General features: G+C 44.5%; 22 protein-coding genes and 2 tRNA genes. 6 read left to right on the top strand and 18 right to left on the bottom strand.

Going from position 1 to position 25,913, the window contains the following annotated elements; translation table 11 throughout:
- Positions 1 to 4: 4 nt before the first annotated feature.
- Complete coding sequence (locus OA79_RS11580) at positions 5 to 922, top strand: Dyp-type peroxidase (protein ID WP_063333398.1); 918 nt, start codon at positions 5 to 7, stop codon at positions 920 to 922.
- A 132-nt stretch (positions 923 to 1,054) separates the two neighbouring features.
- Here the strand turns inward: OA79_RS11580 and OA79_RS11585 are convergent, their stop codons facing one another.
- From OA79_RS11585 to OA79_RS11620, 8 genes are all read right to left on the bottom strand, one after another.
- Positions 1,055 to 2,878, bottom strand: a complete 1,824-nt coding sequence (locus OA79_RS11585; RefSeq protein WP_063333399.1) for a SurA N-terminal domain-containing protein — start codon at positions 2,876 to 2,878, stop codon at positions 1,055 to 1,057.
- A gap of 78 nt (positions 2,879 to 2,956) precedes the next feature.
- Positions 2,957 to 3,033: transfer RNA gene (locus tag OA79_RS11590), tRNA-Asp, on the bottom strand.
- 7 nt (positions 3,034 to 3,040) lie between these two features.
- A complete protein-coding gene (locus tag OA79_RS11595; RefSeq protein ID WP_013796597.1) occupies positions 3,041 to 3,313 on the bottom strand; it encodes an HU family DNA-binding protein in 273 nt (90 codons plus the stop codon).
- Positions 3,314 to 3,440: 127 nt separating this feature from the next.
- A complete protein-coding gene (lon, locus tag OA79_RS11600; protein WP_063333400.1) occupies positions 3,441 to 5,834 on the bottom strand; it encodes an endopeptidase La in 2,394 nt (797 codons plus the stop codon).
- A 202-nt stretch (positions 5,835 to 6,036) separates the two neighbouring features.
- The gene (gene clpX / locus OA79_RS11605) at positions 6,037 to 7,317 is read right to left on the bottom strand and encodes an ATP-dependent protease ATP-binding subunit ClpX (RefSeq protein ID WP_063333401.1); all 1,281 of its coding nucleotides are present in this window, start codon (positions 7,315 to 7,317) and stop codon (positions 6,037 to 6,039) included.
- A gap of 21 nt (positions 7,318 to 7,338) precedes the next feature.
- Entirely contained in the window at positions 7,339 to 7,971 is a 633-nt protein-coding gene (clpP, locus tag OA79_RS11610) for an ATP-dependent Clp endopeptidase proteolytic subunit ClpP (protein WP_063333402.1), read from the bottom strand.
- Between the two features lie 77 nt (positions 7,972 to 8,048).
- The gene (gene tig, locus OA79_RS11615; RefSeq protein ID WP_063333403.1) at positions 8,049 to 9,374 is read right to left on the bottom strand and encodes a trigger factor; all 1,326 of its coding nucleotides are present in this window, start codon (positions 9,372 to 9,374) and stop codon (positions 8,049 to 8,051) included.
- Positions 9,375 to 9,485: 111 nt separating this feature from the next.
- A tRNA-Arg gene (locus OA79_RS11620) sits at positions 9,486 to 9,562 on the bottom strand.
- A 339-nt stretch (positions 9,563 to 9,901) separates the two neighbouring features.
- Between OA79_RS11620 and OA79_RS11625 the strand changes: the two genes are divergently transcribed.
- Together OA79_RS11625 and OA79_RS11630 are read left to right on the top strand one after the other, a co-directional pair.
- The gene (locus tag OA79_RS11625; RefSeq protein ID WP_063333404.1) at positions 9,902 to 10,726 is read left to right on the top strand and encodes a YihY family inner membrane protein; all 825 of its coding nucleotides are present in this window, start codon (positions 9,902 to 9,904) and stop codon (positions 10,724 to 10,726) included.
- 54 nt (positions 10,727 to 10,780) lie between these two features.
- Positions 10,781 to 11,332 (top strand): hypoxanthine-guanine phosphoribosyltransferase, encoded by a 552-nt coding sequence (locus OA79_RS11630; RefSeq protein ID WP_063333405.1) that lies wholly within the window; start codon positions 10,781 to 10,783, stop codon positions 11,330 to 11,332.
- A 102-nt stretch (positions 11,333 to 11,434) separates the two neighbouring features.
- Here the strand turns inward: OA79_RS11630 and sthA are convergent, their stop codons facing one another.
- The 9 genes from sthA to OA79_RS11675 form a co-directional block, all read right to left on the bottom strand.
- Complete coding sequence (gene sthA, locus OA79_RS11635) at positions 11,435 to 12,829, bottom strand: Si-specific NAD(P)(+) transhydrogenase (protein WP_063333406.1); 1,395 nt, start codon at positions 12,827 to 12,829, stop codon at positions 11,435 to 11,437.
- A gap of 20 nt (positions 12,830 to 12,849) precedes the next feature.
- Positions 12,850 to 13,083 carry a (Na+)-NQR maturation NqrM gene (gene nqrM, locus OA79_RS11640; RefSeq protein WP_063333407.1) on the bottom strand — a complete coding sequence of 78 codons (234 nt, stop codon included), beginning with the start codon at positions 13,081 to 13,083 and terminating at the stop codon, positions 12,850 to 12,852.
- A gap of 33 nt (positions 13,084 to 13,116) precedes the next feature.
- Entirely contained in the window at positions 13,117 to 14,130 is a 1,014-nt protein-coding gene (locus OA79_RS11645; protein WP_063333408.1) for an FAD:protein FMN transferase, read from the bottom strand.
- 63 nt (positions 14,131 to 14,193) lie between these two features.
- Positions 14,194 to 15,420, bottom strand: coding sequence for an NADH:ubiquinone reductase (Na(+)-transporting) subunit F (gene nqrF / locus OA79_RS11650; RefSeq protein WP_063333409.1), 1,227 nt, complete (start codon positions 15,418 to 15,420; stop codon positions 14,194 to 14,196).
- A 42-nt stretch (positions 15,421 to 15,462) separates the two neighbouring features.
- Positions 15,463 to 16,071, bottom strand: coding sequence for an NADH:ubiquinone reductase (Na(+)-transporting) subunit E (gene nqrE / locus OA79_RS11655; protein WP_063333410.1), 609 nt, complete (start codon positions 16,069 to 16,071; stop codon positions 15,463 to 15,465).
- Positions 16,072 to 16,734 carry an NADH:ubiquinone reductase (Na(+)-transporting) subunit D gene (locus tag OA79_RS11660; RefSeq protein ID WP_063333411.1) on the bottom strand — a complete coding sequence of 221 codons (663 nt, stop codon included), beginning with the start codon at positions 16,732 to 16,734 and terminating at the stop codon, positions 16,072 to 16,074. It abuts the gene before it with no gap.
- Positions 16,734 to 17,534: a Na(+)-translocating NADH-quinone reductase subunit C gene (locus OA79_RS11665; protein WP_063333412.1), complete on the bottom strand. Its 801-nt coding sequence runs from the start codon at positions 17,532 to 17,534 to the stop codon at positions 16,734 to 16,736. The genes OA79_RS11660 and OA79_RS11665 overlap by 1 nt, the downstream gene beginning before the upstream one ends.
- Complete coding sequence (locus OA79_RS11670; protein ID WP_063333413.1) at positions 17,527 to 18,723, bottom strand: NADH:ubiquinone reductase (Na(+)-transporting) subunit B; 1,197 nt, start codon at positions 18,721 to 18,723, stop codon at positions 17,527 to 17,529. Before OA79_RS11670 ends, OA79_RS11665 begins: the two co-directional genes overlap by 8 nt.
- 3 nt (positions 18,724 to 18,726) lie before the next feature.
- On the bottom strand, positions 18,727 to 20,064 hold the full coding sequence (locus OA79_RS11675; protein ID WP_063333414.1) for a Na(+)-translocating NADH-quinone reductase subunit A: 1,338 nt from the start codon (positions 20,062 to 20,064) through the stop codon (positions 18,727 to 18,729).
- A gap of 442 nt (positions 20,065 to 20,506) precedes the next feature.
- Between OA79_RS11675 and folX the strand changes: the two genes are divergently transcribed.
- Genes folX through OA79_RS11695 form a run of 3 tightly spaced genes read left to right on the top strand, consistent with a single transcriptional unit; the run spans position 20,507 to position 25,182 of the window.
- Complete coding sequence (gene folX / locus OA79_RS11685; RefSeq protein ID WP_063333416.1) at positions 20,507 to 20,872, top strand: dihydroneopterin triphosphate 2'-epimerase; 366 nt, start codon at positions 20,507 to 20,509, stop codon at positions 20,870 to 20,872.
- Positions 20,873 to 20,881: 9 nt separating this feature from the next.
- Positions 20,882 to 24,295, top strand: coding sequence for a transcription-repair coupling factor (mfd, locus tag OA79_RS11690; protein ID WP_063333417.1), 3,414 nt, complete (start codon positions 20,882 to 20,884; stop codon positions 24,293 to 24,295).
- Positions 24,292 to 25,182, top strand: coding sequence for a hypothetical protein (locus OA79_RS11695; protein WP_063333418.1), 891 nt, complete (start codon positions 24,292 to 24,294; stop codon positions 25,180 to 25,182). The genes mfd and OA79_RS11695 overlap by 4 nt, the downstream gene beginning before the upstream one ends.
- Positions 25,183 to 25,267: 85 nt before the next feature.
- Here the strand turns inward: OA79_RS11695 and OA79_RS11700 are convergent, their stop codons facing one another.
- Complete coding sequence (locus OA79_RS11700) at positions 25,268 to 25,900, bottom strand: response regulator transcription factor (protein WP_063333419.1); 633 nt, start codon at positions 25,898 to 25,900, stop codon at positions 25,268 to 25,270.
- Positions 25,901 to 25,913 lie beyond the last annotated feature (13 nt).

A 25,913-nucleotide genomic window follows, 5' to 3' on the forward strand; every position in this document is an offset into this window, starting at 1 on the left:
AGACATGACACCATATCAATCTGGCATCATCGCAGAACCTTCTAGTGATGCGTGTTTTGTCACTCTCAATGTCAAACGCTCACACATGGCAGAATTCAAACAATCTTTAGCCAGAATTCCAGACCTAGTCAGCCAAACCCAAGCCGAATTTCCGAATGCCGAATTACATGCCGCCATTGGATTCAGCAAACTCATTTGGTCAGAATTAGACAACGAACAACCACAAGAACTCGATCTATTTCCAGCCCTTAAGGGCCCAGAAACTGACATCACACCAACGGATGTCGACTTGGTTTTACATATACGCGCAATGCGTCATGACGCCAGCTTTCAACTCACTCAAAGCCTGTTCGCTCTATTCGGTGGTTGCGTTGAACTGGTCGAAGAAGTGCCGTGCTTTCTTTACAAAGACAGCCGCGATCTAACAGGCTTTGTTGATGGCACAGAAAACCCGCAGGGGGAACAACGCAAAGCGGTTGCCTTAGTTGGCGATGAGGATGCACAGTACCGTCATGGCTCTTATTTCAACTTGATGCGCTTTTCACACAACCTAACCAAGTGGCAAACTGAAGACTTAAAAACACAAGAAGACACCTACGGTCGCACCAAAGAAGACAACGAAGAATATCCGTCTGCAGAAAAACCCCCTCACGCCCACACTAAACGCACCTCATTAAAAGACGAACATGGCAAATCCATTGAAATTCTTCGCCAAAGCATGCCATATGGCAACCTAATGGACCAGGGACTAATGTTTGCAAGTTACGGCAAGAGCGCTAGCCACTTTAATCTTATGCTAGAAAGCATGATCTTAGGGGACGAAGAAGGTCACACTGATCACCTAATGAAATACACCACAGCCAAAACGGCCCAAGCTTTCTTTATACCAGCCAATGCCTGGTTCAATAAATTCCAGTCATAACAAACGTAACATAAAGACTGAATACCGCCAAACAAGGCATTTCAGGACGGGTCACTTTCAGGTCGGGACAGATAAACCAAAAAAGCCACTTCAATTGAAGTGGCTTTTTATAACACATCGTTTAATAGCTAATTAACGCTCAATATCAGCCTGATTCGTCAGGTAAGCCTGTTGAGACTGTGTACTCAAACTCGCTTGATTCTGACTCAAATAACGCTGGTAAGCTTGCTGCTGCTCCTCAGAGACAGGCTCCGTACCAACAGCAACTTGATTCAAGCGAATCAAAGCAATATCGCCGTTCGACATGTTTTTAATGTCAGTAACGGGAGCTTGCTCTGGGTGTGGCAAAGAAAAAGCCAATGAAGCGATTTCATCTTGCCCACGCTTAGCACTTTCAACGCTCGTCCACTGTGTTGAAGAAGAACCTTTGGCAGCCAACGCTTTTTCTTTCAAGGATGCCAATGCTTTATCCTGAATAACAATGGACGCCACTTGATCTTTCACAGCGTCGAAACTTTGTACAGATTCCGGCTGATGATCATTGAGATGAATCACAACCACCTCATCGTCATTCAATTCAATCAAATCACTGTTTTGACCGTCTTCTAATACTGAGTTTCCAAAGGCTGCCGCAATCACAGCGGCATTAGCAGTGACATCATCCGTGCCACCTTGGCGACCAAAGTAGGCACTCTGCAACACATCAACACCGTATTCTTTAGCAATACCTTCTAGGTTATCACTGGCATAAGCCAAATCGGTAATGTCCTCATGAGCCGTCAGTAACGCATCACGTGTCTTGTCTGCCATTAAGGATTCGGTGAGTTGCGCTTTTTCAGACTCAAAACTAGGCACATCCACTTTAGACACTTCGTCTAATTGGATTAAATGAATACCGTAATCTGTTTTCGCCTCTTTTACATCGCCCTGCTGCATAGAGAACAATACATTCTCAAACGCTTCATCCATTGACCCCTTCTCAATGAAGCCCAAGTAGCCGCCATCATTTTTAGAGCCAATATCGTCTGAATATTCTGCAGCTAAGCTTGCAAAACTTGCGCCCGCCGCCAGCTTATCTTCCACTTCGGTCGCAATGGCTTGCGCCTCTTCTTGCGAGCGATCAGAAGTTTCAATCAGTATATGGGAAGCCGAACGCTCTTCTGGCGCAGTTTCAGCAACCAACGCCTGATAGGCATTTTGCAACTCAGCGTCTGTCACTTGCACTTTACCAGCAAAATCATTACTGGATACCACAACATAATCCACTTTCACCTGTTCAGGTGTTTTAAAGCCGTCTTTATGCTCATCATAGTATGCTTTTAGTTCTGCATCTGTGGCGCTGGTTTGCTCAGACTCATCCGCCAAAGAAAAAGACACATAGTCATAGCTACGAACTTGGGACTGTAAGCTGGTTACCACATCCGTTTGATAAGGTAATACAAACTCAGAACCCGCAATGGCATTACGCGGCTGCTGAATTAAAACATCCTGTTTAATGCGCTCTTTAAATGCCAAAGGCGTAAACCCTAAAGAACGCAAAAAGTTTAGATACTTAGTTTGATCAAACTGACCATTAGTCTGAAATTGTTCAGCCTGCAACAGATACGCGTTCACCTGCTCATCTGACACACCCAACCCAAGCACATCCGCCTGATTGGCTAACACGGCACGCTGAATGAGTTCGTCCAAGGCGCGACGTTGTAATAAATTGTCTTCCAATAAAGCTGGATTAATCTGACTTCCCATCATGGAAATCAGCTGACGACGTTGAGTTTCCGCACCTTGCAACATTTGCGTACGAGTAATTTCAACGCCGTCTACTTCGGCCACTTTATCTGAAGAGTTAAAACTCGTCACCAAGGCGTCAACGCCAAATAGAGCAAAAGTCACGACGATAAAACCAACAATGATCTTGACAACAATGCCTTGTGACTTATCTCTGATATCTTGGAGCATTACTGCCTCCACATGAAATTAATAAATTACCTAATAAAAAAGGTGTATTCCGCTTGGAATACACCTTTTTGTATCTAATGGCGGAACAGACGGGACTCGAACCCGCGACCCCCTGCGTGACAGGCAGGTATTCTAACCAACTGAACTACTGCTCCAAATGCATTAGTTTACAGCGTCTTTTAGACCTTTGCCGGCTTTAAAGCCAGGAACCTTAGCGGCTTTAATTTGGATTTCCGCACCAGTTTGAGGGTTGCGGCCAGTACGTGCGGCACGTTCTTTAACAGCAAAAGTACCAAAACCTACAAGTGTTACCTGGTCACCTTTTGCCAAAGCCGTTTCAATTGCTTTTAAAGTAGCGTCAAGAGCATTGCTCGCAGAAGCTTTAGATAAATCAGCAGACGCTGCAATAGCATCAATCAATTCAGATTTGTTCACGTTGTACCCCTTCAGTATTTTCGTGGTTCCTTAGTTTTAATTTCGGCGCAATATATATATGCCAACCGACAAGGCCGAGCGAGCAGTTATACAAGCCAAACCTACTCCCTGTCAACACAGGATGGATCTAATGATGACTTACAGACTCTTGTTCATCAACAGTTTTTTCACTCGAAGGTAATGTTTCTACCTTTTTTGGTGAAGGAATATACTCTAAAGCAATATCCAGCACTTCATCAATCCATTTTACTGGGATAACCTCAATATCAGCTTTGATGTTGTCTGGAATCTCTTTCAAATCGCGACTGTTCTCTTGCGGAATAATAACGGTTTTAATACCACCTCTGTGAGCGGCCAGAAGCTTCTCTTTCAAACCACCTATAGGTAGCACCTCTCCACGCAGCGTAATCTCCCCTGTCATTGCCACAGAGGCTTTAACAGGCACCTTTGCAAGCACCGACACAATTGCTGTACACATAGCAACACCTGCACTCGGCCCATCCTTCGGCGTAGCGCCTTCTGGCACATGCAAATGCAAGTCAATTTTTTCATGAAAATCTTCATCAATTCCCAGCCCAGACGCTCGACTTCGCACCACAGTTAAAGCCGCCTGAATGGATTCTTGCATCACATCACCAAGAGAACCGGTTTTCACATGGCGACCTTTACCTGCCACGCCAGCCGCTTCAATGGTCAATAATTCACCACCAACCGATGTCCAAGCCAAACCAGTCACCTGACCGATTTGATTTTTTTCTTCCGCTTTGCCGTAACTAAACTTGTGAACACCAGAAAAATCTTCCAAATTCTCACTGGTCACCGCAACTGCGGCTGGCTTTTTCGCTTTCGCTAAAGCTTGCTTTTTCACCACACGGCGACAAATTTTACTAATTTCACGCTCTAAACCACGCACGCCAGCTTCTTTGGTGTAATAACGGATCACATCCATCAAAGCGTCATCCGTAATGTCAATTTCATTGGCTTTCAAACCCGCTAATTTGACTTGTTTTGGCAACAAATAACGCTTAGCAATGTTGAGTTTTTCGTCTTCGGTATAGCCTGGTATACGAATCACTTCCATACGATCCAGCAAAGGTCCCGGAATGTTCATACTGTTAGAGGTACAAATAAACATCACATCAGACAAATCATAATCCACTTCAAGATAGTGATCATTGAAAGTGTGATTCTGCTCTGGATCAAGCACCTCTAGCAAAGCAGAGGCCGGATCACCACGCTGATCCATGCCCATTTTATCGATTTCATCCAATAGGAAAAGTGGGTTTTTCACCTTCACCTTGGTTAACTTCTGCAACAACTTACCTGGCATAGAACCAATGTAAGTACGACGGTGGCCGCGAATCTCAGCCTCATCTCGCACCCCACCCAATGCCATACGAACGTATTTTCGATTGACGGCTTTCGCAATTGATTGACCCAATGACGTTTTACCCACACCCGGTGGCCCAACCAAACACAGCACAGGACCTTTTACTTTCTTCACTCGCTGCTGAACCGCTAAAAATTCCAAGATGCGCTCTTTTACATCCTGCAAGCCGTAATGATCTTGATTCAATACTTTTTCCGCATAAGCCAAATCATTACGAACCTTACTACGCTGTTTCCAAGGCAGTGATACCAACCAATCAATGTAGCCACGTACTACGGTTGCTTCGGCAGACATAGGCGACATCATACGCAACTTTTTCAGCTCCGCCTCGGCTTTGTCTTTCGCCTCTTCCGTCATACCGACTTCGGCAATTTTCTCCTGCAGCAAATCCAACTCGTTGCTACCGTCTTCCATATCACCAAGTTCTTTTTGAATGGCCTTCATTTGCTCATTCAAATAGTATTCTCGCTGACTTTTCTCCATTTGTTTCTTAACACGACTGCGGATGTTTTTTTCGAGATGAGCAATGTCCAGCTCTCCATCCATTAAACCGATCAGATACTCACCACGGCCTACTAAAGAATCCACTTCAAGCACTTTCTGCTTGTCTTCTAACTTCAAGCTCATATGGCCGGTGATGTTATCAATCAATTTAGATAAGTCATCAATGGACTTGAGGGATGCCACCACTTCGGACGGGATACGCTTACTCCCCGCCACGTATTCATCCAATTGCTTCAATAAAGCACTTCGAATCACATCGAACTCAGCTTGATCTTCCTCTATCTGCTCTAACTCGGTGACTTCACCAAGAACAAACTCAGGCTCATCTTTCATGGACTCAAGACGCGCCCGCTTAACCCCTTCAACCAACACTTTGACCGTACCATCAGGAAGACGCAGTAACTGCATTATTTTCGCAGTCGTACCAATTGAATATAAGTCTTCTGTTGTAGGGTCATCTTTTGAGGCATCTTGCTGAGCCACTAGAAAAACATGCTTATCCCCTTCCATGGCAGACTCAAGCGCGGCAATGGATTTAGCGCGACCAACAAATAACGGCAATACCATATGGGGATAAACCACTACATCACGTAACGGCAACATTGGAAGAAGCAAAGAATCTGACATATAAATTTCCAACTTGGGCGCAATAACAAAAGGCGCACTTACTATCTATTAAATTGAGGATTAAGAAAGAGATAAGGGCAAAGCAGAAAAATACAAGCACCTATATACATTCAATTTAGCTTAGATCGACATGAAAAGCGAAAAACAAAAAAGCCGAGATTAAGAAGAACTTAAACTCGGCTTTTTAAAACAGGCTAAGAGACTAGGCGTTTTTCGCCACGTCTTCTTTCTCTATTACCATTAATGGCGCAGATTCACCACGAATAGATGGCGCATCCATCACCACTTTAACCACATCTTGTCGTGTTGGCAGATCATACATGCAATCCAACAAAGCGGATTCCAAGATACTACGCAAGCCACGCGCTCCCGTTTTACGCTCTAGCGCTAACGAGGCAGCTTCCAACAAAGATTCAGGTGTAAATTCTAAGGCCACACCCTCTAACTCAAACAAATGCTGATATTGTTTGACCAAAGCATTTTTTGGCTCACTCAGAATAGTAACAAGTGCTTCTTTATCCAATTCAGACAAGGTTGCCACGACAGGCAATCGACCCACAAACTCTGGAATCAGACCGAATTTCACTAAATCTTCCGTTTCTACATTATGAACGGTTTCAGAGAAAGAGCGACCTTCGTCTTTACTTTTTACTTTAGCAGAGAAGCCAATACTACTTTTCTCTGTACGCTCACCAATCACACGCTCAAGACCTGCAAATGCACCACCACATATAAACAAGATATTAGAGGTATCAACTTGCAAAAACTCTTGTTGCGGATGCTTACGACCACCTTGCGGTGGCACCGATGCGACCGTGCCTTCAATCAATTTCAATAACGCTTGCTGAACACCTTCACCGGATACATCACGAGTGATCGATGGATTGTCTGATTTTCTAGAAATCTTATCAATCTCATCAATGTAAACAATACCACGCTGCGCTTTCTCAACATCGTAGTCACAGTTCTGCAGAAGCTTTTGAATGATGTTTTCAACATCTTCACCAACATAACCCGCTTCCGTTAAGGTCGTCGCATCCGCAATCGTAAACGGCACATCCAACACACGCGCTAAGGTTTGTGCTAACAAGGTTTTACCACTACCTGTGGGGCCGATTAGCAAGATGTTACTCTTACCCAACTCAACACCAGTATCCGATTTACCTTGATGACGCAGACGCTTGTAGTGATTATAAACCGCCACCGCTAACACACGTTTCGCACGATCTTGACCAATAACGTAATCGTCAAGCGCCGTGCTCAATTTCATTGGCGTTGGCAACTCATCTTCTGAAGCAGACTCACCATCCACTTGCGACAACTCTTGCGTGATGATGTTATTACATAAATCGACACACTCATTGCAAATATAAACCGATGGACCGGCTATAAGCTTCTTAACTTCATCTTGGCTTTTGCCACAGAAAGAGCAATACAATAACCGATCGGAGTGGTCGCCACGGCTAAAATTATCATCCGACATTTATTCCACCCTTAAAAAAAATTAAACTGTACGTTTTTGTAAAATATCATCAATCAACCCGTACTCTTTTGCCGTTTCAGGATTCATAAAATTATCCCGATCCGTATCAACAGCAACCTGATCTATTGGCTTACCAGTATGGAATGAGATAATTTCATTAAGCTTATGCTTAATACTCAAGATTTCACGTGTATGGATCTCAATATCTGATGCCTGCCCCTGATAACCACCAAGCGGCTGGTGAATCATGACACGAGAATTAGGTAGACAATAACGCTTACCAGCAGCACCTGCCGTCAACAGAAGTGCCCCCATACTCGCCGCCTGACCAATACACATAGTGCTCACATCTGGCTTAATGAACTGCATTGTATCATAAATAGACATGCCCGCTGTGACAGAGCCACCAGGCGAGTTGATATACAAATGAATGTCTTTATCTGGGTTCTCAGATTCTAAAAACAACAGCTGAGCCACCACCAGATTCGCCATGTGATCTTCGACCTGACCAACCAAAAAGATAACTCGCTCCTTCAGCAAGCGAGAATAAATATCGAAAGACCTTTCGCCACGAGCGGTTTGCTCAATGACCATAGGAACAAGGCCATTACTTGTAATTGCTACGGGACCAGTTGTTGGGTTCGTCAAATTCATATCGCATTCCTTAAAACAAAAAAGTCGACATAACCTAAGCTATGTCGACCTTATTCAAAAAAGATAAGACGGAAGTCTTATGCTTCTTCTCCAGCTTCTTCAGCTTGAGCGTTTGGCTTGATAGCGTCTTCATAGCCCAAAGTTACTTCAGTTACTTGAGCGGATTCCAACAGTTTATCAACAACCTGCTCTTCAAGTACAGCAGATTGAACTTGAGCTAACTGCTCTTTGTTCTTCAAGTAGAAATCAATAACTTGCTGTGGCTCTTGGTATGCTTGAGCCATGTCTTCCAAGAAAGCACGTACACGATCATCGTCTACTTTGATGTCATCTTTCTTGATTACTTCAGAAATCAACAAACCAAGCTTAGCGCGTTTTTTCGCTTCATCTTGGAACAATTCTGCAGGAAGCTGAGAAGCATCAAAGCCTTCACCACCAAATTGTTGAGCAGCTTGTTTACGAAGCGCATCCACTTCTTGATCAACCAATGCAGAAGGCACTTCCACTTCATTGATAGAAGAAAGACCGTCAAACAAAGCCGTTTTCAGCTTAGCTTTAACCGCTTGGTTCAGCTCACGCTCCATGTTTTTACGTACTTCAGCACGTAAAGCATCAAGTGTGGCTTCTTCTAGACCAAACTTCTCAACGAAAGCATCGTCAAGCTCAGGCAATACTTGCTCAGCCACTTCAGAAACAGTGATCTTGAACGTCGCTTCTTTACCTTTTAGGTTTTCAGCTTGGTAATCTTCAGGGAAGGTAACTTCGATAGAACGCTCTTCGCCCGCTTTCGCACCAAGAATGCCAGTCTCGAAACCAGGAATCATAGTGTTAGAACCTAGGACCAATTTATGTCCTTCCGCTGCACCACCTTCAAAGGCTTCATCGCCTAGGTAGCCAACAAAATCGATGGTCACTTGATCGCCGTCAGCCGCTTCACGCTCAACTGCATTCCACTCTGCATTTTGCTTGCGCAATGTTTCTAGCATAGTGTCAACGTCTGCATCGGTCACTTCAGAAAGAACGCGATCAACTTTGATTGCAGCATTATCAGCCAACTCAACTTCTGGGTATACTTCAACTTTAACAACAAACTCAAGATCAGCGCCTTCAGCAAAGTTCTTAGGTTCGATTGCTGGCATACCGGCAGGTTGAATGTCTTCTTTTTGAATCGCTTCAACATACGCATCACGCATGATTTGCTCTACAGCATCAATACGAATACCTTGGCCATAACGTTTTTTAACAACACTAACTGGCACTTTACCTTTACGGAAACCATCCATACGGATAGTTTTGGCTGTTTTCGCCACTTCAGTATTTACTTTCTCGTCTACACGAGCTGCTGGAACAGTGATATTCAGTACGCGCTCAATTGGAGACGTTGTCTCTACAGAAACTTGCATAAAATTTCCTCTCGGGAACTTGCTTTAATTTGTTGGTTTCAATCTGACCTGAAAGGTCACTCATGTAATACAGCCAACAAAACCTAAACTTATTAAAGTAATGGGCTGAAATGGCGCGCCTGAAGGGATTCGAACCCCTGACCGTCCGCTTAGAAGGCGGATGCTCTATCCGACTGAGCTACAGGCGCAATACTCATTACATTTCTTGTGGTGGGCTATTATAGGGATGGAATAGCAATCGTCAACCAATAGACATAAAAAAGCCCAGTTAAACTGGGCTAAAAATGACTATTTGTTACTAAGGAACCGAGAATAGTTAAACTCTACTACTCCACAGCACAAATATCACAAAAGGAACAAGACAAATAATACTACCGACGCCCCACAAAAACAACCTGAATGCGCCATTAAAAAGCACGTTGCACTCTTCTTGTGCATTGTGCATAAATCCACACTCTATTACCTAGTCCGTCGGCCTATGCTATGGTAATAACCCTGTTTCTTAGCGAGCAAAACAAGCGAATATAATGGCCGAACGCATTTTGTACTTAATCACTGTTTTTAAACGATATGGATTACTGACGCTAAACCACTTTAAGACAAGCGCTTTATCACAAAAAGCCGCTCAGCTGACATTGTCCAGCTTATTAGCGGCCGTTCCTATCATTACCATTATTCTTGGTATTTTGAGCTTCACTCCCACCCTGCAAACCATGCAAGCGCAATTACTCAACTTCATAGAGTTGCATTTGGCTCCAGGATCAAGCGAACAAGTTTTGCCGTATTTAATCCAATTCTCTGAGCAGTCTAAGAAATTACCCATTGCAGGGATCATCGCGCTCTTTCTAACCGCACTATTATTATTAAACAGCTTTGAATCCAGTGTTCAGTCTATCTGGCAAATCCAGCAACGCCGAAAAATCAGAGAGCGCCTACTTACCTATTGGGCTATTTTAACCCTTGGCCCAATCCTATTCGCGACAACGCTTAGTCTTTATGGCACCTTAATCTCACTTGAGTTTCAACAGGATGACACAAGCTCATGGCTGAACAATCTACTAGAGTTGGGAAGTATGTTGCTTTATTTCTTAATGCTACTGACACTAAATTACCTCACACCCAATGCCGAAGTCTCCATTAAGCTAGCCAGTATCGCGGCTCTATTTGGCAGCATAGGCTTGGTCACCCTTAATTACATCTTTAGTTCCTTTGCGCAATTTTTCACCAACTACCAAATCGTGTATGGCGCCTTTGCCGCTTTGCCGATTTTTTTAATCTGGCTACAGCTGTCGTGGCTCATCATTCTTACTTCAATTTGTTTGTGCGCCACACTACATAAGATTAAGACTTAGCATCTGGTCAAGTTTGATGTAGAATCGCGCCTATTTTTAAAAACAGAGCCTAAAATGACTAACACGATCGAGCAACTCAACCAAATTTTAGACGAAGCTGACTGCCTTGTAGACGAACATCAAATTGATGCCGCGCTGGATAAAATGGCACAGCAAATAACCGCAGACCTAGGTGACAAACTCCCTCTTGTTTTGTGCGTTATGAATGGTGGCTTAATCCCGACAGCAGCACTTATTGAGCGTTTAAACTTTCCACTTGAGTTAGATTACATTCATGCCACACGCTATGGCATGGAAACAGAAGGCGCTTCCCTAAACTGGTTAAGCTACCCACAAACAAGCTTAAAGGGTCGCCATATCTTAGTGGTTGACGATATATTCGACCAAGGCCATACCCTGCAAGCCATTAGTAAATGGCTTGAAGAACAAGAAAGCAGCGCTGTGTATACTGCCACGGTAATCAATAAACTACATGACCGTAAAACCGACATGACGCCTGATTACATAGGTACGGATGTTGTCGATCGATTCTTGTTTGGCTACGGCATGGATTACAAAGGCTACTTCCGAAACTTAAAAGGCATTTACGCGGTTAAAGACAGCTAAATAAAGCCTTCTCCCATCTATGTCAGCATGGGCTGACAGCGACAAAAAAGGCGCCTTGCATTGCAAGGCGCCTTTTTAAATACCGTTATTTAAGCATGCCACTTAAAAAACTCGGTTAAAACCATTCAAGGCTGCCACACGATACGCTTCCGCCATCGTAGGATAGTTGAAGGTGGTATTTAAGAAATACTTCAAGGTGTTTTGCTCACCAGGCTGCTTCATGATGGCCTGACCTATGTGAACGATCTCAGATGCTTGGTCACCAAAACAGTGAATCCCCAACAACTCTAACGATTCACGATGGAACAAAATCTTCAGCATACCGACCGCTTCACCAGTAATCTGAGCTCGTGCGGTATTTTTAAAGAAAGCACGACCCACTTCATATGGCACTTTCTCAGCCGTCAATTCCGCTTCTGTTTTACCGACAGAACTGATTTCTGGAATGGTATAGATACCTGTCGGCACCTCACTGATAAACTCTCCACCGGGCATGTTAAACATATTGGCTGCGGCCGCACGACCTTGATCGTAGGCAGCACTTGCCAAACTTGGCCAACCAATCACATCACCAGCCGCATAAACATTTTCTACCTGCGTCTGATAAGTGTCGTTAACAGCCAACTGACCGCGACCATTTGCTTCCAAACCAATCGCATCTAGGCCCAAGCTATCCGTATTACCCGAACGACCATTACAGAACAACAAAGCATCCGCACGCAGTTTCTTACCAGATGCCATATGCATCACAACGCCACGCTCCGTTGTCTCAACCGACTCATACGTTTCATTGTGGCGAATCAACACACCACCATCACGCAGGTGGTAGCTCAAGGCATCGGTAATTTCATCATCCAAGAAACTTAACAGCTTCTTACCAGGATTGATTAATTCAACACGCACCCCTAGGCCACAGAAGATAGAAGCGTACTCACAACCAATTACCCCTGCGCCATAAATGATCAATGAACGAGGCGTATGATTCAGACTTAAAATCGTGTCAGAACAATAAATACGAGGATGAGAAAAATCGATATTAGCCGGACGATACGGACGTGAGCCTGTCGCAATGACCACCTGCTTGGCAACCAACAACTCGGGACCACGCTCATAAGTGTTTACTTCTATGGTGTTAGCATCTTTGAATTTGCCACGCCCAAAGTAAATATCGATACGGTTACGTGCGTAGTATTCAGTACGACCAACAACCTGTTTATCAATAACCTTATTTGCTCTGTCCAATACTTTAGGGAAAGAGAACCAACGCGGCTCACCAATATCACGAAACATGGTATTCGTATTAAAGGCAATAATTTCTTTTACCGCATGACGCAAGGCTTTAGAAGGGATGGTTCCCAAATGCGTACAACTACCACCCACTTGTGAACTGGCTTCAATGACAGCGACTCTCTTACCTGCTTTCGCCGCACTCATGGCAGCACCTTCACCTGCAGGTCCTGTACCTAGAACCACAACATCATAATGTCTCGTTGTCATAACACCCTCTATTCGTTCAATTATTTAGATGCGTCGTAAAATGCACCATCTGAGACTTTCGCGGCCGCGGCTTTTTTCGTTTCTTTTTCACATTTACCTTTATCGCCACCACAAATATCACAAGCCACTTCCATTCCAAGCGCACTCATGCCGCCACAGGATCCAGAAATAGGCTTACGCCCCATTAACACACCAACCGACATTGCAGTTACTACCAACAACATCGCAGCAAACACGATAATAGCCGTTAACATAACGCCTCCTAAAGCAAAATAATTCTACTAAGCCTAGTTCAAGTAAGGCTTAAACGCATCCGATGGACGCTCTTCAAAACCGAAATCTGTTTTCACCAATAAGTAAGCCGCAATACCATTTTGCTCTGCAAACTCGAGCCCTTTTTCAGGACCTAATACAGTAATGGCCGTAGCCAAACCGTCTGCCATGGTGGTCGTTTTGTCTATAACAGTAACAGAAACCAAGCGATGAGTAATGGGCTTGCCCGTTAAAGGATTAATCGTATGAGAATAGCGCACGCCATTTTTCTCAAAATAATTTCGATAATCCCCTGACGTCGCCACAGCCATGTTATCTAACTCAATCACTCGCTCTGCTATTTCATGGCCACCGGCTGGACTTTCAATCGCAATTCGCCACATTGCGCCATCAGGCTTTTCACCTTTGGACGCAATTTCACCGCCCACTTCCACTAAGAAACTTTCAATACCATTGTCTTCTAAGACCTGGGCAACCGCATCGACACCATAACCTTTTGCAATCGAAGACAAATCGACATACAAGTCTTTTTGTTTAGAGAGCTTATTCCCCTCTAATATCAGGCTTTGATAATCCACTTTAGATTTGGCGGTTTCGATTTCAGAATCACTTGGTACTCTGTCCTCTCGATTTCCTGGACCAAATCCCCACAAATTAACAAGTGGCCCCACGGTGACATCATATTCACCCTTTGTCATCTGGCTAATCAACAAAGCCTTATCGATGACATAAGCCATTTGATCACTGATCACCAGAGACGAGCCCGCAGGCATTTTATTAAAGCCAGACAATTCAGAGCTCGGATCATAGGTCGACATCAGCTCATTAACTCGAACCAAAGCAGCGTCTACATTCTCTTTTAATGACCAAGGATTTGAAATATCACTCGTGGTATAAAATTTTACCGTATAGGTAGTACCCATGGTCGGGCCAGAGAAGCTAACAAGCTCGGGAGTAAAAGAAGAGCAGCGATAAACCACCGCTAACAGAATAACGACAAACGCCGACAATAATATTTTTTTACGCATAACACATCTTTTTAGTTAGCAACAAAATAAAGACCCACCAAGTGGTGGGTCTTTATTTAGGCATTAGCCACCGAAATCATCCAACAAGATGTTTTCTTTCTCGACACCTAAATCTTCCAGCATCTTAATGACAGATGCGTTCATCATTGGAGGCCCACACATGTAGAACTCACAATCTTCAGGAGCTGGGTGATCTTTCAGGTAGTTTTCATACAAGACGTTATGAATAAACCCTGTTTTCCCTTCCCAGTTATCTTCTGGCTGAGGATCAGACAGCGCCAAGTGCCACTCGAAGTTATCGTTTTCTTCTTGCAACTTGTCGTATTCATCCATGTAGAAAGCTTCACGCATACTACGTGCACCATACCAGAAAGAGATCTTACGCTTAGACTCTAAACGCTTAAGCTGATCAAAGATATGCGAACGCATTGGCGCCATACCAGCACCACCACCAACAAAGACCATTTCTGCATCAGTATCTTTCGCGAAGAATTCACCGAAAGGACCGTATACTTTGATCTTGTCACCTGGCTTCAAGCTAAACACATAAGATGACATTTGACCTGGCGGCAAATCATCTTTACCCGGAGGTGGAGAAGCGATACGGATATTAAATTTAACCAAGCCTTTCTCTTCTGGGTAGTTCGCCATAGAGTAAGCACGGATAACGGTTTCATCCACTTTAGAGGTGAATTTCCACAAGTTAAATTTATCCCAGTCACCACGGTACTCTTCTTCGATATCGAAGTCTTTGTAGTGAACAGTATGAGCTGGCGCTTCAAGCTGAACATAACCACCGGCACGGAAGTCAACGTTTTCACCTTCAGGCAATTTCAAAGTAAGCTCTTTGATGAAAGTGGCTACGTTTGGATTGGACTCAACAGTACATTCCCAAGCCTTAACACCAAACACCTCTTCAGGTACTTCAACATCCATATCTTGCTTAACAGATACCTGACAAGAAAGACGAAAACCTTCTTTTTCTTCACGACGTGTAAAATGTGATTGCTCAGTAGACAGCATTGAACCACCGCCATTCGTCACTTTACATTTACACTGGGCACAAGTACCACCGCCACCACAGGCAGAAGACAAGAAAATACCACTGTTTGCTAATGTTTGAAGTAATTTGCCACCTGCCGGTGCCGTCACTTCTTTTTCACCATTGATGCGGATTGTAACGTCACCCGTACTCACCAAGCGGGCACGAGCAGCAAGAATGATTGCTACCAGCGCCAACACGATGGCGGTGAACATTACCACACCTAGAATAATTTCTAAGTTGACCATGTTAGTTAAACCCTATTCTTCGTTGTCCAAATGCACCGCTAATTAAAGCTGTACACCAGAGAATGACATAAAACCTAAGCTCATCAGACCGACAGTAATGAAGGTAATACCCAAGCCACGTAGACCAGCAGGCACATCTGAATACTTAAGTTTCTCGCGAATACCAGCAAGGGCAGCAATTGCAAGCGCCCAACCAACACCAGCGCCCACACCGTAAACCAAACTTTCACTGAAGTTGTAGTCACGCTCTACCATGAACAGGGACGCACCCATGATGGCACAGTTTACAGTGATCAGCGGTAAGAACACCCCTAGAGCGTTGTACAACGCCGGCATGTATTTATCGAGAGTCATCTCAAGGATTTGAACCACCGCGGCAATAACGCCAATGTAACTCAATAGACCCAAGAAGCTCAGATCCACATTGCCATAACCCGCCCATTCAAGTGCGCCGTCAGCCAATAGGTTTTTATACAATACATTGTTCAAGGGAACCGTAATCGCCAAGACCACAATAACCGCAATACCCAAACCAATGGCTGTTTCTACTTTTTTGGACAACGCCAAGAAAGTACACATACCAAGGAAGAAGGCTAGCGCCATGTTCTCAACAAATACCGCCTTAACAAAAAGACTGATTAAGTGTTCCATTTATAGGGCCTCCTGCGCACGTGAATTAGCAGCAATCTTGAATTCTGGCTCTTCCACCTGCTCTTTCTTATAAGCACGTAGCGCCCAGATAACCAAACCGATTACGAAGAATGCACTAGGTGGCAGCAGCATTAAGCCGTTTGGCTGATACCAGCCGCCATTTTGTACAGTGGCGAAAATTTCAACACCGAACAATTTACCAGCACCCAACAATTCACGGAAGAAGGCAACAATGATCAACATCACACTGTAGCCAAGACCGTTACCAATACCGTCTAGGAAACTCATGCCTGGGCCATTCTTCATAGCGAAGGCTTCAGCACGACCCATTACGATACAGTTAGTAATGATCAAACCGACAAATACAGACAATTGCTTACTGATCTCAAAAGCAAACGCTTTCAAAATCTGATCTACCACAATTACCAAAGAAGCAATAATGATCATCTGTACAATGATACGAATGCTGTTTGGGATATGGTTTCGAATAATTGCAATAAAAAAGTTAGAGAATGCCGTTACCAAGGTTAAGGCAATCGCCATAACCAAAGACACACTCAAACTACTTGTTACTGCCAATGCAGAACAAATACCCAAGATCTGCAAAGCAATCGGGTTATTAGACAGAATTGGTCCAAAAAGGACGTTTTTGACATCAGACATTATTGAACTCCTTCGCTACGAAGATGAGACAAGAAAGGACCAAAACCTTCTTTACCCAACCAGTATTGAACAAGGTGAGTCACACCACGGCTAGTCAATGTTGCACCAGACAGGCCATCCACCTTATGAGAAGCATTTGGATCAGAACTGTCTACACCACCTTTAGCCAGCGCAATAACCGCTTGACCTTGATCGTTGTAAACTTCTTTACCTTTCCAAAGCGCTTTCCAGTTAGGATTATCAACTTCACCACCCAATCCAGGTGTTTCTGCTTGGTCATAAAAACCAAAACCGATCACTGTATTGTAGTCGCTCTCTAACGCCATAAAACCGTACATAGTCGACCACAGGCCGTAACCATGAACTGGCAAAATAATACGTTCAATATCGTCGCCCGACATTACCAAGTAAACAGAGGCATAGTTTGAACGGCGTTTGATACCGGCAGGATCGTCTTCACCTGACAAAGTAATCGACAAGCTAGGATTTTTCGCTGCGGCTTTTTGATCAAACGTCTCAGGGTTAATGCCCTCAGCTTTCAACGCCTCAGCCGACGCGAATTCACCTGTTTGCAAATCGACGATGCGAGTCTCTACGGAAGCAAAGATCTCATCTACCGACTTACCATCTTGAAGCATACCCGCTGCAGACAAAATATTACGTTTACGGTCTTCATCTTTGTTAGCGTTCTGAATCGGCTTTAGGCCAACTGCCGCTGCTGCGACAAAAATAGAACACACAAGACACAAAGATAACGCGACAATAATGGTCTTTTTAATGCTATCGTTACTACTAGCCATTGCGTGCAATCCTCCGTTTAATGTTCGCCTGAACAACAAAGTGGTCAATAAATGGCGAGAACAAATTCGCAAATAAGATTGCCAACATCATACCCTCTGGGTAAGCCGGGTTAACAACACGAATCAAGACAACCATTAGACCAATCAGCGCACCATAGAACCACTTTCCTCGGTTCGTCATAGAAGCAGACACTGGGTCAGTTGCCATGTACATCATACCAAACGCGAAACCACCCAATACCAAATGCCAGTACCATGGGGTAGCAAACATAGGGTTGGTGTCAGAACCAATCACGTTAAACAGCAATGACATGCCAACCATACCCAGCATGACACCAGCCACGATACGCCATGCCGCAATTCGCATGATCAATAAAGCACCGCCACCAATCAGGATAGCCAATGTTGATGTTTCACCCATTGAACCTTGAATGAAGCCAAAGAAAGCATCGGACCAAGCAACCGTTACACCAGGTACACCACTTGCCGCCAATTGACTTAGCGCCGTTGCGCCTGAGAAACCATCAACTGCGGTCCAAACCGCATCACCTGACATAGACGCTGGGTAAGCAAAGAACAAGAAAGCACGACCAGCAAGCGCTGGGTTCAAGAAGTTTTTACCAGTACCACCAAATACTTCTTTCGCCAGCACCACACCAAAGGTGATACCCAAGGCAACTTGCCATAGCGGCACAGTCGCAGGAAGAGAAAGAGAGAATAGGATAGACGTAACGAAGAAACCTTCGTTTACTTCATGCTTACGCACCGCTGCAAACAAAACTTCCCAGAAACCACCGACAATAAAGGTCACAAGATAAACCGGTAAGAAATGCATCGCACCGTAAATCATGTTGTCCCAAATGCTACTCGGGTCATAATTTGTTAAACCACCAATCACGGCGTGACGCCATGAATCTGCAGCAGTTACACCCATCGCTTCCATGGCTGTATTGGCTTGCAAGCCAATGTTGTACATGCCAAAGAACATCGCTGGGAAAGTACACATCCAAACTAGAATCATGATACGTTTCATATCAACCGCATCACGAACATGGGAACCATTTTTCGTTACAGAGCTTGGACGGTAGAAAATGGTATCAACGGCTTCGTAAAGCGCGTACCACTTTTCGTATTTACCACCTGAATGGAATTCAGGCTCCATTTTATCAAGTACTTTTCTAAGTCCCATGAATTAACCCTCTTTCTCAATTAGAGTTAGGCAACTGCGAAGAATAGGACCGTACTCAAACTTACCTGAACAGCTGTAAGTACAAAGTGCCAAATCTTCATCATCTAACTCAAGCGCACCCAGCTTTTGAGCTTGCTCTGTGTCATTTACCACTAATGCACGCAGCAATTGAGTCGGTAAAATATCCATCGGAATCAAGCGCTCAAAGTTACCAAGTGGCAACATAGTACGGTCACTACCATTTGTCGTCGTTGACATTTCAAACGACTTCTTACCTGTTAGTTTAGAAATAAACACGTTCATTAGAGAGTGTTTTTCTACACCAGCACGAAGATAGTGCATCATTTGACGCTCACGACCTTCACGCAATACAGATACTTGTTGGTGGTAACGACCTAAGAAAGCGAAAGGACCAAATGCATTACGTCCAGACAATACAGAGCCAGAAACTACGCGATTATCATCATCAGATAATTCGCCAGTGATGAGTTGCTCTAGACTTGCACCGAGTTGAGTACGGATTAAACGAGGGTTTTTCACCTGTGGTCCAGCTAATGCCACCACGCGCTCAACACTGAGCTCACCAGTAACAAACAATTTACCGATGGCAATCACGTCTTGGTAATTAACAGACCAAACCGTTTTCTTGTCATTAACAGGATCAAGGAAGTGAATGTGTGTTCCTGCTAGACCCGCAGGATGCACGCCTGCAAACTCTTCAACCGTCACATCGGACGTTGTTGGAACCTTTGCACCTGGTGCTTTACAAACAAACACCTTACCTTCAGTCAAACGCGTCAGCACTGTCAAACCGTCGGCAAACGCTTCTGCCTGCTCAGCTAAGACAACTTCCGGGTTCGCCGCCAATGGGTTGGTGTCCATTGCCGTAACGAAGATAGAACTTGGTGTCGTTTCGATACCAGGCACTTTTGAGAAAGGACGTGTACGGAATGCCGTCCATAATCCGGAATCAACAAGATTATCAACAACTTTACGACGCTCTAACGATTTTAATTCTGATCCAGAATAAGCGGCAAAGGTTTCGGACTCGTCACCTTCTACATTAATCACGACAGATTGAAATACACGACGCTCACCACGATTAATCGCAGCGATGGTACCAGAGGCTGGGGCAGTATACTTTACACCTTCCGTTTTTTTATCCGTAAAGATAACTTGCCCTTTCTTTACCTTATCCCCTTCCTGAACCAGCATGGTCGGTTTCATTCCATGATAGTCAGGACCGACTAAAGCAACTGTTTTTGCTGCTAGCGTACTCTCAATCACTTGCTTGGGAGCACCAGAGATCGGAAGATCAAGGCCTTTTGTAATTTTATACATATGTTCTGCCCAACAATAAATTGAACACAAAAGCGTAATGTGTCATTGCTTGCACCCCCCTCCGGGAAAGCATGTACAAGCGTTTAGCTAACGTAAAGATAGCTAAAAACACAAACTCACTTCACCTAAAAACCGACGTATTATAATGATCATTGTCGACATTGACCAGCGTATCGCACCGCCTTTGAGCAGCAAGTTTGATCGAAAACTACGAGTTTTTTCTCATTCGTCTATTTTCCGTACAAAAAATAGGCCTTTTTTGTTGGTTTATCACAACAAAAAATCTGGCCACCGACTGTTATCCATAAACAAAGCAATCCAAAGACGACTTTTTTCAGTATAGAAAAAAGCATTCTGATTGCTAAGTTGATATAGCAGAACGAAACCGCCACAATATTGCTCACTTATAAACAGTGGGCCCATAAACACGGAAGCAAATTTTATGATCAAACCTGACGCTCAGATTCATATTAGTAATTTACGCCTACGAACCTTTATTGGATTCAATGAATCCGAAAAAACCAACAAACAAGATGTCGTCATCAACGCGTGGATTCACTACCCTGCCGATCAAGCTTATAATACTGACGATGTTGAAAACGCAGTTAACTACCGAACCCTCTGTAAACAAATGATAGCCCACACTGAAAACAATCGCTTTTTATTACTGGAAAAGCTCACCGCTGACTTGTTGGAGATTTGCATGTCACCCAGTCATGTCACGTTTGCCAAGGTAGAAGTGGCTAAGCCACACGCGTTAAGATTTGCCGACTCTGTTTCTTTAACCCTCTCCGCCACTCGAGAATAATAAGCCCCAATGACACACAACATGTCCATTACTCTAAAACCGGGATTCAAAAACCACATTCAAGGTCTAGAAGGCAGCCGTAAAGCGCTGCAACTTCTCGCTATATCGGCACAATACAACGCTCCAATCCTATATATGGTGAATACGGTTGCTGAGCTCAATGAGTTAGAAGATGAAATTCATTTTCTAAAAACATCAGAGCAACAAGTACTTAGATTCAGTGACTGGGAAACCTTGCCGTACGATGCCTTCTCTCCTCACCAAGACATCATTTCGCAACGACTAGAGACGCTCGCCAACATAAGCGAGAGCAACAATCCGATCATACTGGCCACTGTGGCCTCCTGTATGACTCGCCTATGTCCGAAGCAACACCTTGATAGAGAACGCTTTCACCTGAAAGAAGGACAACAACTGCCAGTGGAAACACTGGCCGATAAATTAACCAAAGCAGGTTATTTAAACGTAGACACTGTCCATGAACATGGTGAATTCGCGATTCGCGGTGCGCTCATGGACATCTTTCCGACTGGCGCAGAGAACCCGATCCGAATTGACTGGTTCGATAATGACATTGACTCTATTCGTTGGTTTGATCCAGACACCCAGCGCAGTATCAATAAAGTCGCTGAAATCAACATGCTACCGGCAAAAGAATTCCCAACCACCAGCCAAAGCATTCAACTCTTTCGTCAAGCGTTCCGAGAACGATTCGACGTAGACCCTCTGTCTTGCCCAATTTACCAGGACATCTCCAGCGGTCTAATGCCAGCAGGCATCGAATATTATCTACCCTTATTTTTCGAACAAACATCAAGCCTGTTCGACTACCTGAATACCGACACCTTAATCGTCCGCTCTGACGTCTTCCATGAACAACTGGCCAGTGTGCAATTAGACTTTCGCAGTCGCTATGAATCTTTAAGCTACAACATAGAACGCCCTATTTTGACGCCGGATGAAGTCACCTTGAAAGAAGACGAAGTCTTCAGCCTGCTCAATCAATACAGCAATGTCATCTTTTCCGCACAAGGGGATCACCCTCAATACCAAGCCCTCGACAATGTTAAAATTGACTCAAAAGCCGACGCCCCATTAGCGGCATTAAAACACTATTTAAACACCACCCCGAACCGAGTGTTGATCGTGGCGGAATCCGCAGGGCGACGAGAGGCTCTGCTAGACCTGCTCAAAAAACACCAAATCGCGCCAAAACAAGTCAATGATTGGGCTGATTTCATACAGACAGATCATCCGCTCGCGATTACGGCCGGTCAAATAGGAAGAGGTTTCGCCATTTTAAATGACGTCTCACTGATTCCTGAAAGCGACATACTTGGCGAACGCGTTTCGCAACACCGACGTCGCAACAAACAACAGAACATCAGTGAAGACGCCATCATTCGTAACCTTACGGAGCTGCGCATGAACGCGCCCGTGGTTCACATTGACCATGGAGTGGGGCGCTACCTTGGCCTAACCAATTTAGAAATAGACGGCCAAGAAACCGAACTGTTGACACTCGGCTACGCAAACGACGCCAAGCTTTATGTTCCTGTTTCCTCATTGCAGCTTATTTCGCGCTATACCGGTGCCGACGAAGACACCGCACCACTGCATAAATTGGGCACAGATAAGTGGAGTGTCGCCAAACAGAAAGCCGCTGAAAAAGCCCGCGACACCGCGGCCGAACTATTGGAAATTTATGCTAAGCGTGAATCCAAGTTAGGGCATAATTTTGCCAAACCCGATGACCAATATGAACTCTTCTCAGCAGGCTTCCCGTTTGAAGAAACGCCAGATCAACAAATGGCCATCGATGCGGTCATACAAGACATGTCAACCAAAAAAGCCATGGACAGATTGGTCTGTGGTGATGTGGGCTTTGGCAAAACCGAAGTCGCCATGCGTGCGGCTTTTCTCGCTGTCCAAGATGGTAAGCAAGTCGCAGTGTTAGTCCCCACTACCCTACTGGCACAGCAACATTACGAGAATTTTTGTGACCGCTTTGCCGACTGGCCAGTTGAAATTGAACTCTTGTCTCGCTTTCGTTCCGGTAAACAAACCACGGCCGCCATTGATCGCTTAGAAAATGGCAAAGCCGACATTGTGGTTGGCACACACAAACTGATTCAAGGCGACATTCAATTTGCCAACTTAGGTTTGGTCATCATTGATGAAGAACATCGCTTTGGGGTCAAACAGAAAGAGCAATTTAAGACTCTCAGATCCGAAGTCGATATCCTCACACTGACCGCCACCCCGATCCCGCGGACCCTTAATATGTCCCTGTCAGGCATTCGTGATCTGTCTATTATTGCCACACCACCCGCAAAACGCCTGTCCGTTAAAACCTTCGTCAAACAAAAAGACGAACACCAAATTAAAGAAGCGATTTTACGAGAACTGCATCGTGGAGGTCAGGTTTACTACTTACACAATGAAGTACAAACCATTCAAAAAGCCGCAGAAGAATTAGAGGCTCTTATTCCAGAAGCTCGAGTAATGGTTGGCCATGGTCAAATGCGCGAACGAGAACTGGAGCAGGTCATGTCTGACTTCTATCACAAACGCGCCAATGTGCTGGTCTGTTCAACCATTATCGAAACCGGCATCGACATCCCCAATGCCAACACCATCATCATTGAGCGAGCCGATAAGTTTGGTTTAGCGCAATTACACCAATTACGTGGTCGTGTGGGACGCTCCCATCATCAGGCTTACGCCTATCTACTGACGCCAAATGATCGTAAAGTCACCTCAGATGCCGAAAAACGTCTCGAAGCCATTAGTTTGGCCGATACACTGGGCGCCGGCTTTACCTTGGCAACCCATGATTTAGAAATTCGTGGGACAGGAGAGTTATTGGGCGATGGACAAAGCGGTCACATTGAACATGTTGGCTTCTCACTCTTTATGGAAATGCTGGATCGCGCGGTGAAGTCCCTGAAAAATGGCGAATCGCCCGATGTCGATATCTCAACGCCAGCACAAACCGACATTAATCTGCGCGTCCCAGCACTGATCCCAGAAGATTATCTAGGCGACGTGCATTCCCGCTTAATTTTGTATAAGCGCATTGCTAACGCCAGCACCAGCGAAGAACTGAAAGACTTACAAGTCGAAATGATCGATCGCTTTGGATTATTACCCGATGCCACCAAAAATTTGTTCCGCCAAACGGAAATAAAGCTAAAAGCCGAACAACTTGGCATTAATAAAATTGAAGCAAACGCAAAAGAAGGTAAAATCTTCTTTAATAGTAAAACGCCTGTTGACCCAATGAAGTTAATCAGCCTGATTCAGAAAAAGCCGGAGACATACAAACTGGCTGGCTCGGATACGCTTAAGTTCCTAGCCAATATGAACAGTTCTGAAGACCGCTTCCAACAGACCACCAAAACGTTGGAATTATTACATTGAAAAAATTAGCCCTTACATTCTTTACGCTGCTTTTTATCAGTAGTCCAAGTCAAGCGATTGATGAGCCCATCGACCCGGATACGGCCAGAGCCTATGAAGGTTACATCGTCACCTTCATTTGGCCAGATGATCAAACCAGTGAGCAAATTGACTACAAGAACATCCTCACGACGGAAGGTCTATTTCGTCTTGCGGAAACAACGCCTGATGCACCGCTCATAACACAAGAAACGCCCACAAACATCACAGCAAATGACGAGGCCGAACCGACAAGCCAACCAGGCTTACCTGAGCCATTGGTCAAAATTGCAGCGAAATTAGGGCAGCATGTTCGAATTTTATCGAATCAACAATGGACGCTCATCTTTAAACGCCCCGGTGACACCATCGAGAAATCGTTTCACAGCGACGAAATAAAAGACGGTTACCCAGAATTGACTGGCGACATTCGCATCAAACTGGGTCGTTACTTAGAATCAGACATTCAATACAAGCACTTTTTATTTGATAGTTTCACCCAACCAGATGCATCCCACCCCATTGAAGAGAACCAAAACAGCCTATTCTTTTCCAATCAGGAGTTTAACCAAGAATCTGAGCAAGCGAGCACCAAAGATTTGAAAGCCTTTGAACCCGCTCTTGTTTTAACACTCGACATGCACAACAAGACCGCCAGCAAAAAGCTCAACTACTTAGACCACCCGACCATTGGGACGCTGCTGTATTTTCAACCGTTAACATTAGAAGAAGCCGTTGAAAAAATTGCGCTACAAACCATGTCTCCTGAAACAGGCCAAAGCCTCACATTTGATACGTTAAACAGTACCAATGAGCTCACTCGACCTCAGGCGATTACCGCACCACTGCAAATTGCTCCAAGCGAATAGCGCTTCAGCCGCCTTATCCTCTAGCGAAAAAGACCTTATTTGTCTTGTTGTAACAGAACAACAAGACAAATAAGGTCACAAAGTCTCAATCAATTAATTCGTGCTCTAGAGCGTATTTGATTAACCCAGCAGAAGTATGAATGTCCAATTTATTCTTTAGATTCTGACGGTGAGTTTCGACTGTTCTCACGCTAATAGATAAAGACTGGGCAATTTCTTTATTGGACAAACCAATGGCTACTTCCTTTAGCACCGCCACTTCACGTTTCGTTAACTCTTCATAACGCTTCGACTCAGTAGCCGGTGAAAACAAGGAATCAGACGCACCAGAACTGAAATACGTTCCGCCCTGATAAACCGTGTTAATCGCTTGCACCAACTCCTCAGAAGACACGTCTTTGAGTATGTAGCCGTTAGCGCCAGATTGGATCAGAGACAAAATATACTCTTTATCATGATGCATGCTGAGCATCAAAATTTTAACGCTTGGCAACTCAGCCTTAAAGCGTTTCGTCGCTTCTAAGCCATTTAACACCGGCATAGAAACATCCATCAAGATCAAATCCGGTTTTGATTCATGGGCTTTTTCTAAGGCTTCCAAACCATTTGAAGCTGTCGCTATGATGTCGATATTATCTTCCAGCTCCAAACGCGCTTGCAGCCCATCCAGCACCAACATATGATCATCAACTAAGAGAACGCGGATTTTTTTTGTCATTTTTATCGCTCTT

Source organism: Marinomonas sp. TW1 (assembly GCF_001625355.1).
Classification (GTDB): Bacteria; Pseudomonadota; Gammaproteobacteria; order Pseudomonadales; family Marinomonadaceae; genus Marinomonas.